This is a genomic window from Streptomyces sp. S6 (genome assembly GCF_054880855.1).
This window is the reverse complement of sequence record NZ_JBTYMC010000266.1, coordinates 1-9397: the sequence shown is the minus strand read 5'-3', so window position 1 is coordinate 9397 and position 9397 is coordinate 1. Positions and strand designations below refer to the sequence as shown.

Here is a 9397-nt window from a genome sequence, read left to right as displayed (position 1 = left end):
CGGACGCCTGCGTGACCGAGTCGCCCATCAAGTACGAGGCCAGCGCGACGAGTTCGAGTTCGTAGACCAGCCCGCACGCGGCGCACACGAACACGCAGGGCCTCGTCCCCGGACGCCCGGGGGACGGGGACGTCCCACCGGATGTCGGCGCCGGTGAGACGCCGCAACCGGCCCTGGGAGCGGCGCGCGACACGGCCACCGGGGACGTCGACCGTGCCCAGGACCGTCGTGCCGAGCGCCCTCGCGATCTCCGGTTCGGTGCGCAGCCTGCGGCTCACCCGGGCGGCGGTGAGATGGGCGATCACCGAGACCAGGAAGAACAACAGGGCGCCGCCCGCGACGAGTTGGACCCGGGTCGGCGGGGCCTCACCGTCCGGGCGGGGCGCCGGGCCCATCACGACCATGCTGGCCTTCTCGGCGGCCGGACCCGTCTGGTCCAGCTTGTTGACGGCCTCCTGGAGCGAGGTGCGCAGCTTCGCCAGCTCGGTGCGGGTCTGCACGCTCTCCACGGTCCGCCCCGGATCGGCCGAGTCCGCGAGCTCCGTGATCCGGCGGCCGATCCGCTCCACCAACTGGCGCAGCTCCTCGGGGCGTGCCGCCGCCTCCGGGTCGCTGCTGTCGCCCGCGACCCGCGCCGCGAACGCCACGAACTGCTGGGCCACCTGGTCGGCGAGCCGCTGCGCCCGCTCCGGCGTCCCGGCCGTCCCCGAGATCTGGACGATGTTCCCGTCCGTCGCCGAGGCGCTCACCCGCTCCCGCAGGTCACGGCCGTCGACGCCGGGCCAGGCGAGAGTGGCGGCGGCCTTGTCGACCACCACCGAACTGGTCGCGATCTGCGTCTGCGTCAGCAGCTGCCGCTGCTCCCACGCCCCCGGCAGCAGCACCGACGCGGACGCCGTGTACTGCGCGGGCAGCAGCAGGGAGACGCCGAAGCCGACGAGCGCGCCCGCCACCGTGAGGAGGGCCAGCAGCCGTCGCCGGCGGCGGATGATCCGGCCGATCGTGACCAGACGTATCGTGTCGTCGCTCAACGGTGCGGCCTCCGCCCCGGTGCACGGGAGGCGGCGGTGTACGCGGCGAGCAGGGACGCCTGCGAGTGCTGCCAGGCAAGCGGCCCGCCGACCCGCCCCTGGCCGATCTTGCCCATCCGGGCCCGCCCGTCGGGATCGTCCAGCAACTCGACGATCAGCCGGGCGAACGCGGACTCGTCGTTCGCGGGCGCGTACAGCGCCGCCTCACCGGCGGACACCCGCGCCTCCTTGAGGTCGAAGGAGACGATGGGCCGGCCCATCACCATGTACTCCAGGACCTTGTTCATCGTCGACACGTCGTTGAGCGGGTTGTGCGGGTCCGGCGAGAGGCAGACGTCCGCCGTCGACAGGTAGCGCGCGAGGTCGGCGTCCGGGATCCGCCCGGTGAACTCCACCTGCCCGGACAGCCCGAGCCGCCCCGACAGCTCCACCATCGCGTCGAACGTGTCGCCGCCGCCCACGAACACGGCGTGCCAGTCGGACCGCCCGCACTCGTCCCGCAGCCTCGCCAGCGCCCGCAGCGCGTAGTCCACGCCGTCCTGCGGGCCCATCACCCCCAGATAGCACAGCAGATGAGGCTTCCCGCGCTTCAACTCCGCCTCGGCGGGCACCGGATGGAACCGCCCGGCGTCGGGCGCGCTGCGCACCACGAACACGTCATCGGGCCGCTTGCCGCCCCGGCGCACCGCGACGTCCCGGTAGCTCTCGTTCGTCGCGAGGACGACGTCCGCCGCCCGGTACGTCATCCGCTCCAGCGCGCACACCGCCCGGTACAGGAAGTCCTCACCCCGGCCGAACCGCGACAGGTACAGCTCCGGCACCAGATCGTGCTGGTCGAAGACGAACCGCGCGCCGCGCCGCTTCAGCCACAGCGCGGGCAGGAACAGCAGGTCGGGCGGGTTGCAGGCGTGTACGACGTCGACCGGGCCGACCCTGCGGGCGAGCCGCAGGGTGTGCCACAGCGCCGAACCGTACTCCCGGAGATACCCGGACGGCCCTCCGGTCGCCGCCTTCAGCGGGTACCGGTGGATGCGGACCCCGTCGATCACCGCCTCCGCCTCGGTGTCCCGCTTCGTACCCCGCGGGCAGATGACGTGGACCTCCCAGCCCGCGTCCCGCAGGGTCGTGCACTCCTGCCACACCCGCCGGTCGAACGGCACCGACAGGTTCTCCACCAGGATCAGCGCGCGTCTCATGTCACCAGGCAAGGCCCACGTACCCCTGTTCGGCCCGGCGCACCTCGGCGTCGGGGAGGCGGACGAGGTCGACGATCACGGGCCCCTCACCGTGCGGGAGGGCTTCGAGGACCTCCGGGTCGCGGGTGCCGACGAGGACGACGTCGGCGTGGTCGAGGACCTCCTCGACGGAGTCCGCGAGGAGCTGCGCGAGGTGCGGCAGCCGGCCCTCGATGTACTCCCGGTTCGCGCCGAGCAGCCTCGACAGGCTGACGTTCGCGTCGTAGATCTTCAGGTCGTACCCCTTGCCGAACAGCCGCTCCGCGAGCTCCACGAGCGGGCTCTCGCGCAGGTCGTCGGTGCCGGGTTTGAACGACAGCCCGAACAGGCCCGCCCGGCGCCTGCCGGTCCGCTCGACCAGCTCCACCGCCCGCTGGAGGTGGTCGGCGTTGGACGGCAGGACGTGGGACAGGATCGGCACCGACACGTCGGCCCGGTGCGCGGCGTGGACCAGGCTGCGCAGGTCCTTCGGCAGGCAGGAGCCGCCGAACGCGAACCCGGGGCGCAGGTAGGCGGGGCTGATGTTGAGCTTGCGGTCGGCGAGGAACACGTCCATCACCTGGTGCGAGTCGACCCCGAGGGCCTGGCACACCGCGCCGAACTCGTTCGCGAACCCGATCTTCAGGCCGTGGAACGCGTTGTCCGCGTACTTGATGGCCTCCGCCGTCGGCACCGGCACCCGGAACACCTCGCCCGGCAGCCCCCGGTACAGCTCCAGGACCGTGTCGCCGCTCGCCGTGTCGAGTTCCCCGATGACGGTCTTCGGCGGGTCGAAGAAGTCCCGCACGCTGGTGCCCTCGCGCAGGAACTCCGGGTTCACCGCGACCCCGATGTCCACCCCGGCCGTCCCCGCGTGCTTCTCCAGGATCGGCACCAGCAGGTTGAGGCAGGTCCCCGGGAGCATCGTCGAGCGGAACACCACGGTGTGCCGCCCGCCCCGCTCGGCCAGCGCCGCCCCGATCTCCTCCGTCACCCGCTCCAAGTACGTCGTGCACAGGCTCCCGTTGGGCTCCGACGGCGTCCCCACACAGACGAGGGACACCTCGCTGTCCCCGATCGCCTCGCGGACATCGGTCGTCGCCCGTAAGGCACCGCTGCGGACGACACCGGCGATCAGCTCGCCGATCCGCTCCTCGACGACGGGCGCCTTGCCGTCGTTCACCAGGTCGACCTTGACCTGGTTGACGTCGACGCCGACGACGTCGTGCCCCATGCCGGCCAGGCACGCGGCCGACACGCAGCCCACGTAGCCCAGCCCGAAAACGCTGACTCTCATGACCCGTTCCCCCCAGGCGCTTCGCGCATCAGTAGGCCCCCTGCCCGTGCACCACGGCACGCAGCGTCTTCCACAAGATCACCGTGTCCAGGGCGAGCGACCAGTCCTCCACGTACCGCAGGTCCAGCCGGACCGCCTCCTCCCAGGACAGGTCGCTGCGCCCGCTGATCTGCCACAGCCCGGTGAGCCCGGGTTTCACCAGCAGCCGGCGCCGGATGTCCGGCCCGTAGGCGGCGGACTCCTCCGGCAGCGGGGGGCGCGGACCGACCAGGGACATCGACCCGGTGAGGACGTTGAACAACTGCGGCAGTTCGTCGATCGAGTACCGGCGCAGCACCCCGCCCACCCGGGTCACCCGGGGGTCGCGGCGGACCTTGAACAGCAGTCCGGCGCCCTCGTCCCGGTCGGCCAGCGCGGCCCGTGCCTGGTGCGCGCCGGCGACCATCGTGCGGAACTTGAGGATCGTGAACTCGCGGCCGTCCTTGCCCACTCTGCGCTGCCGGTAGAACGCGCCGCCCGGACTGTCCAGCATCACGAGGAGCGCCACGCACCCCATGAGCGGCGCGAACAGCACCAGCAGGGCCGCCGCTCCGAGCCGGTCGACGACGCCCTTGACGGCCCGTCGCCCTCCGGTGAAGGCCGGCATGCTGACCCGCAGCAGCGGGATGCCGAGCACCGCGTCGATGTGCAGCCGGGGTCCGGCCACCTCCATCAGCACGGGTGCCACGACCATCTCGGCGTCGCTGCCCTCCAGGTTCCACGCCAGGCGCTGGAGCCGGTCCGGCGACCAGTGCGGGTCCGGGGTGACCGCGACGACCCGGTAGCCGCCCTCGTGGACGTGACCGGCGGCGTCCGCCAGCCTGCCGACCACCGGCACACCGTCCAGCTGGTCCCCGTCGAGCCGGGGCCCGTCCGTCGTGCAGACGCCGTCCACCCGCCAGCCCAGGTGCGGGAACTTACGGGTGCGGCCGATCAGGTCCCGCATCGTCGTGAGGCTCCCGGCGGCCAGCACGGGCCGCAGACACCGGCCCTCCTTGCGCTGCCGGTGCAGCCACAGGCGCAGCACGTACCGCGCCGTCATGGTGGTGAGGGTGATCGCCGGGATCGCGACGAAGATCCACAGCTTGATGTTGCGGGAGGCCAGGGCGATCCCGCCGAGCGCGAGGACGACGGTCGCCGCGAACAGCGAGCGGCCGAGCCGGCGGAATTCCTCGGCACCCTGACCGAGGACCGCCGGTGCCCACGCCCTGCTCACCGCGAGGGCCCCCAGCACCAGCACTTCCGTGCCGAACGCGAGAATCCCCCACTTCTCGTGCCAGTTGGCCGCGTCCCGGGCCCCGAACGTGTTGCCGATCGCGGCCACCACGAAGGCGGTGGCCGCGGTGTCGCCGGCGATGACGGTACGGCGGTAGCGCTGTTCCCAGTCGGTTCCGGACTGTCTGACCGGCCCGTTCGCCGGACGCCTGCGCGCCGGCGGAACAGGGCTGACTAGCCCCCCTTGCTGCACAGAACCCCCCCAGGTCCCCAGTGGTTCGACGGCTTCGCCTCACACTGTTGCTCCCCCTCGGAAGGCCCCCGCCTCCCGTGCTGTTCCCTCCCCGTGTCCCGTCCCCTGGACAGCTTTCATCGACGGCGGTGTCGTTTGTCCCGCCGGACTTTCGAGGTGCGCGGAGCCCACTGAAACCCCGGGTGCTCCCCGCACCCGAGGCCCCTCCCGGGGCTCCAGAAAAGACGTTCCTGCTTGAACTGTTCCGAACGTCTGAAGCACGGTCAATCTAGACCATCGGTGCCAGTGTGTAGAGAGGGTGTGGGTAATTTGTGTGCAAGTTTTGAGACTGAATCGACCGGTCGGTCATTACTCGGGAGTCAATAGCAGGAAAAGCCCTAGTGGGGCGGGGTGAATCATGATCGATCGGCGTTCCGCGGCGGCCGGATGATCGACTCCGGCCGACCTGGCGGGATCCGTACAGGGTCGCGGCTGACCTCGCGGAATCGTCCGTTCCTGTTGTGGCAGGTGAACTCGCCCTGGCTGTAAGCGAGTTGTGGGCACCGATGATCGTCGGTGGCGCCGGACGGCCCGCCGCCGGCGGGTGGAACGGCTGGTCGTCAGGTGTGTCCCGGGGCCGGTTCGACACGGTTCGACAGTGCGCGCCGAGTGGGGGAGGGGAGGGGTGACGAGGCTGGAATTCGCTCCTGTTCGCCCCCTGTTCGAGCGGTGAACCGGGGTGGCCGGCCCGGAGTGGCGCCGAACGAACAGTCAGTCGTTGAAGGAGTGATTCCGCCGCGAAAAGTTTCGGGGTGAGTGAAACGGCGGATTTCGCGGAGCGGCCGAGCGGACCATGATCTTCAACGGTGAGGGAAAGCGATTTCCCGCAGTGCCGGTTATCCCGTTATCCCGGCCCTAAACCCGTCTTTCGGCGAGCCCGCGCCGGGACACCGCCGGCAGTTCCGCCGCCGGACCGAACAACGGAAGTCCCGGCGCCCACGCGGCACGCAGCACCCGCCGCAGCGGCACCCCCTCGACCTCCACCGCCACCGGCTGCCCCTCCGCGAGGTCCGTCCGCACCGCGGGCCCGGTCCCGGCGATCACGGCGGTGCGGACGGCCGTCGCCGAACCTGGTTCGAGCAGGGGCGGCTGCTGGGGGCGCTGTCGACGGCCCTCGTGACGGGGGTCGGCTACGGCGCGCTGGCGGTCGCCCGGGGGTGACGGGACATCTAGGCTCCTCCCATGCCGAGGACCGACCGAGTCACCCGCGTGATCGCCGCCTCCCCGACCGTCCTCTACGCGGCCCTCGTGGACCGCGAAGCCCTTGAGGCGTGGCTGCCGCCGGCCGGGATGCGGGGCCGCGTCGAACACTGGAACCCCCGCCCCGGCGGCGGCTTCCGGATGACCCTCACCTACCTCGACCCCGACGGCGGCCCGGGCAAGACCTCGGGCGGCACCGACGTCGTCGAGGTCGCCTTCACCGCCCTCACCCCGCCCGAACGCGTCGTCCAGGAAGCCGTGTTCGCGTCCGACGACCCGGCGTACGCGGGGACGATGACGATGACGTGGGAGCTGACGGCCGTCCCCGGCGGCACGCGGGTGACGGTCACCGCGAGCGGGGTGCCGTCCGGGATCGGGCGGGCCGACCACGAGACCGGGATGTCGTCGTCGCTGGCGAATCTGGCGGGGTACGCGGAAGGCCGCTGAGCGGCAGCGCTACGGACCGGGCCGGTGCCCGAGTGCTCCGAGGCCCGCCGCGACGACGACGTCCGTGCGGTCGGTCCACCGCTCGTCGCGGTTGGCCATCATCGTGGCCGTCACCGCGCCGATCGCGGCCACCACCCGCAGGCGGCGCACCTCGTCGGTGAGGGCGTCGGGGCCGAACGCCTCCATCAGCGTGCGCTGAGCCCCCGAGAGCCGGTCCATGACCTCCGGCTCGCGGGTCAGCCAGAAGGCCCCCACGACGAGCGCGCCCATGCCCGGCCGCTCGGCGATCATCCGGACGAGCGCCTCGACGAGCACGGCGTCGCGCTCGGGCCCGACGGGAGTCGTGGCGGCGACGGCCGCGAGCGTCGCCGCGGTGTCCTCGGCGTGGGCGACGACGGCGTCCTGGATGCGCTCCTTCGAGCCGAGCCGCTTGAGCACGGCGGCCTTGGAGTAGCCGGAGGCGTCGGCGATCCCCTGGACCGTCCCCTGCGCGAACCCGTGCTGGGCGAACACGAAGGCCGCGACGTCGATCAGTGCGCGGTCGATCTCCTCGCTGGTGGGCTTCAGATTTGACTTCATGGCGTCAAGTTACCATTCTGGTCACCCAGTAACCAAAATGGTCACCTCGAAGGGATCGGTGCAGTGGAGCACGACAACGACGCGAAGGCCTCCGGCAGGCCAGGAATCTGGCTGTGGCTGACCCCCGCCGTCCTCGTCACCGTCATCATGGCGACCCTCGCCTCCCTCTACCTGGGCAGCTCGGTCAACTCCGCCGATCACCTCGACGGCTTCCCCGTCGCCGTCGTCAACGCCGACCGGGGCGACACCGGCGCCAAGATCGCCGAGGGTCTGCGCAAGAACACCGACCACGACAAGTTCGACCTGCGCACCCTGAACCTCGCCGAGGCACGCGAGCAGATGGGCGAGGGCAAGCTGTACGGCGCGATCGTCCTGCCCGCCGACCTCAGCCAGAAGCTGGGCGCCCTCGCCGGACCGGGCGCGGACGTCAGCCGCCCCCAGGTCACCGTCTACACCAACCCCCTCGCCAACACCTCCAGCGTCTCCCTCGTCAACGCCTACGCCACGAAGGCCCTCGCGAGCGTCAACGAGGCCGTCGGCGGACAGCTCCTCGCCGCCGCCCCGAAGACGGCCGGCGCCGCACGCCTCGTCCTCGCCGCCCCGCTGGACGTGCGCACCACCCCCTACGCCACCGTCCCGAAGGGCACCGGCAACGGCCTGTCCGCCTTCTACTACGCCCTGCTGCTCGTCCTCGCCGGGTTCACCGGGTCCGTGATCGTCGCCAACCTCGTCGACGCCAAGCTCGGGTTCATCCCCCTGGAGTGGGGGCCGGTCTACCGCATGGCCGAGCACTCCGGGCGCAGCCGCCTCTCCACGCTGCTGCTGAAGTGGGCGGTCATGGGCGGACTCGCGGTGGCCGTCAGCAGCGCCTACCTCGGGATCGCCGCCTGGCTCGGCATGCCGCTGGACCACCCCTGGCAGCTCTGGCTGCTCGGTGTCCTCGTCATCGCCGCCGTCGCCGTGGTCGCGCAGGCGATCCTCGCGCTGTTGGGCGGGCTCGGCATGGTGATCAGCCTGCTGCTGTTCGTCGTCCTCGCGGTGCCCAGCTCCGGCGGCACCACCCCGCTGGAGGCCCTGCCGCCGTTCATCCGCTTCCTCGCCGAGTTCGAGCCCGTGCACCAGGTGTACGTGGGCACCCGGTCGATCCTGTACTTCGGGGCGACGTGGGACGGCGGCGTCGGCCGCGCGGTGACCGCCTCGGCGGTGACGCTGGTCCTGGGCCTCGTCGCCGGGTACCTCGGCACGCGGGCCTACGACCGCAAGGGGCTCACGCGGAGCCATCACGCACCGGTCGCGGAGCCGGCTGCCGAGCCGGTCTCGGAGCCGGTCGCTGATTCGGCCGATTCCGCCGACTCGGGCGAGAAGCCCGCCGGGGATCCGGTCTCCGTCTGACAGCTCGCCGTCACTCGGGGAGGTGAAGAGCGGGCGGCGCCGGAATCCGCTGGTCCGGCGCCGCCCAGGGCCGTGCGCCGCTCAGGCACGGCCCGCTCGGAGAGGTGGAGACCACGTGCTCCCTCCCAGGTTCCCGCGCCTCCCCGGCCGTCCGCATCTCGTACCGGGGCCGGCGTCAGCCCAGGTCGAGCCGCTCCAGCAGCCCGGCCTGCGTGAACGCCGCGACCAACTCTCCGCGCCCCTCGGTGAAGTGGGCCCAGCTGTCGTAGTGGACCGGCACGACACGGCGGGCTTCCAGGAGCCGGGCCGCCTCGGCGGCCTGTGCGCTGTCCAGGACGAGGGGGGCGCCGTCGTAGCGGCCGGGGAGGCGGGGAGCGCCGGCGAAGAGGACGGCCGTGTCGACGGGGGCGAAGCGCTCGGCCGTCTCGCGCACGGCGTCCAGGGAGGCGTTGTCGCCGCTCACGTAGACCGTGGGCAGGCCCTCGCCGGTGAGGACGAAACCGACGACCTGACCCGAGAACGGCTCGACGTCCTCACGCCTGCCGGGGCCGTGGATCGCCGGGACACCGGTGACGGTGACCGTCCCGCCGCCCGGGCGGTCCAGCTCGGCCGACTTGTTCCGGAGTGGGAACGGCGGCGTTCTAGAACGGGTACCAGCGGACTGAGTCGTCGCCGTCGCGCAGTGAGGCCA

The 9397-nt window shown here is 72.0% G+C and carries 8 protein-coding genes and 2 pseudogenes; 2 read left to right on the top strand and 8 right to left on the bottom strand.

The features are described from left to right. From ACVNF4_RS27570 to ACVNF4_RS27545, 6 genes and pseudogenes are all read right to left on the bottom strand, one after another. Positions 1-193 (bottom strand): annotated as a pseudogene (locus tag ACVNF4_RS27570) (spermidine synthase); the annotation flags it as partial. 724 nt (positions 194-917) lie between these two features. Continuing rightward, a pseudogene (locus ACVNF4_RS27565) lies at positions 918-1031 on the bottom strand (hypothetical protein); the annotation flags it as partial. After that, on the bottom strand, positions 1028-2227 hold the full coding sequence (locus ACVNF4_RS27560; RefSeq protein WP_461805579.1) for a glycosyltransferase family 4 protein: 1200 nt from the start codon (positions 2225-2227) through the stop codon (positions 1028-1030). The pseudogene ACVNF4_RS27565 and the gene ACVNF4_RS27560, both read right to left, overlap by 4 nt. A 1-nt stretch (position 2228) precedes the next feature. After that, a complete protein-coding gene (locus tag ACVNF4_RS27555) occupies positions 2229-3542 on the bottom strand; it encodes a nucleotide sugar dehydrogenase (protein ID WP_461805578.1) in 1314 nt (437 codons plus the stop codon). Positions 3543-3570: 28 nt separating this feature from the next. Further along, a complete protein-coding gene (locus tag ACVNF4_RS27550) occupies positions 3571-5049 on the bottom strand; it encodes a sugar transferase (RefSeq protein WP_461805577.1) in 1479 nt (492 codons plus the stop codon). Positions 5050-5943: 894 nt separating this feature from the next. Next, positions 5944-6108 carry a hypothetical protein gene (locus tag ACVNF4_RS27545; protein WP_461805576.1) on the bottom strand — a complete coding sequence of 55 codons (165 nt, stop codon included), beginning with the start codon at positions 6106-6108 and terminating at the stop codon, positions 5944-5946. Positions 6109-6270: 162 nt separating this feature from the next. On the opposite strand from ACVNF4_RS27545, the gene ACVNF4_RS27540 reads away from it, so the two are divergent. Then, the gene (locus ACVNF4_RS27540) at positions 6271-6735 is read left to right on the top strand and encodes an SRPBCC family protein (protein WP_461805575.1); all 465 of its coding nucleotides are present in this window, start codon (positions 6271-6273) and stop codon (positions 6733-6735) included. Positions 6736-6744: 9 nt separating this feature from the next. Here ACVNF4_RS27540 and ACVNF4_RS27535 read toward each other — a convergent pair whose 3' ends face one another. Continuing rightward, entirely contained in the window at positions 6745-7314 is a 570-nt protein-coding gene (locus tag ACVNF4_RS27535) for a TetR/AcrR family transcriptional regulator (RefSeq protein ID WP_461805574.1), read from the bottom strand. Between the two features lie 63 nt (positions 7315-7377). Between ACVNF4_RS27535 and ACVNF4_RS27530 the strand changes: the two genes are divergently transcribed. Then, positions 7378-8706 (top strand): YhgE/Pip domain-containing protein, encoded by a 1329-nt coding sequence (locus tag ACVNF4_RS27530; protein ID WP_461805573.1) that lies wholly within the window; start codon positions 7378-7380, stop codon positions 8704-8706. A gap of 175 nt (positions 8707-8881) precedes the next feature. On the opposite strand, the gene ACVNF4_RS27525 is transcribed toward ACVNF4_RS27530, so the two are convergent. Continuing rightward, a partial coding sequence (locus tag ACVNF4_RS27525) for an MBL fold metallo-hydrolase (protein WP_461805572.1) occupies positions 8882-9397 on the bottom strand: 516 nt, incomplete at its 5' end.

Excerpts from the sequence above, each read along its gene's own strand:
- ACVNF4_RS27540 (WP_461805575.1), top strand. The coding sequence starts at position 6,271 with ATGCCGAGGACCGACCGAGTCACCCGCGTGATCGCCGCCTCCCCGACC.
- ACVNF4_RS27555 (WP_461805578.1), bottom strand. The coding sequence starts at position 3,542 with ATGAGAGTCAGCGTTTTCGGGCTGGGCTACGTGGGCTGCGTGTCGGCC.
- ACVNF4_RS27535 (WP_461805574.1), bottom strand. The coding sequence starts at position 7,314 with ATGAAGTCAAATCTGAAGCCCACCAGCGAGGAGATCGACCGCGCACTG.
- ACVNF4_RS27560 (WP_461805579.1), bottom strand. The coding sequence starts at position 2,227 with ATGAGACGCGCGCTGATCCTGGTGGAGAACCTGTCGGTGCCGTTCGAC.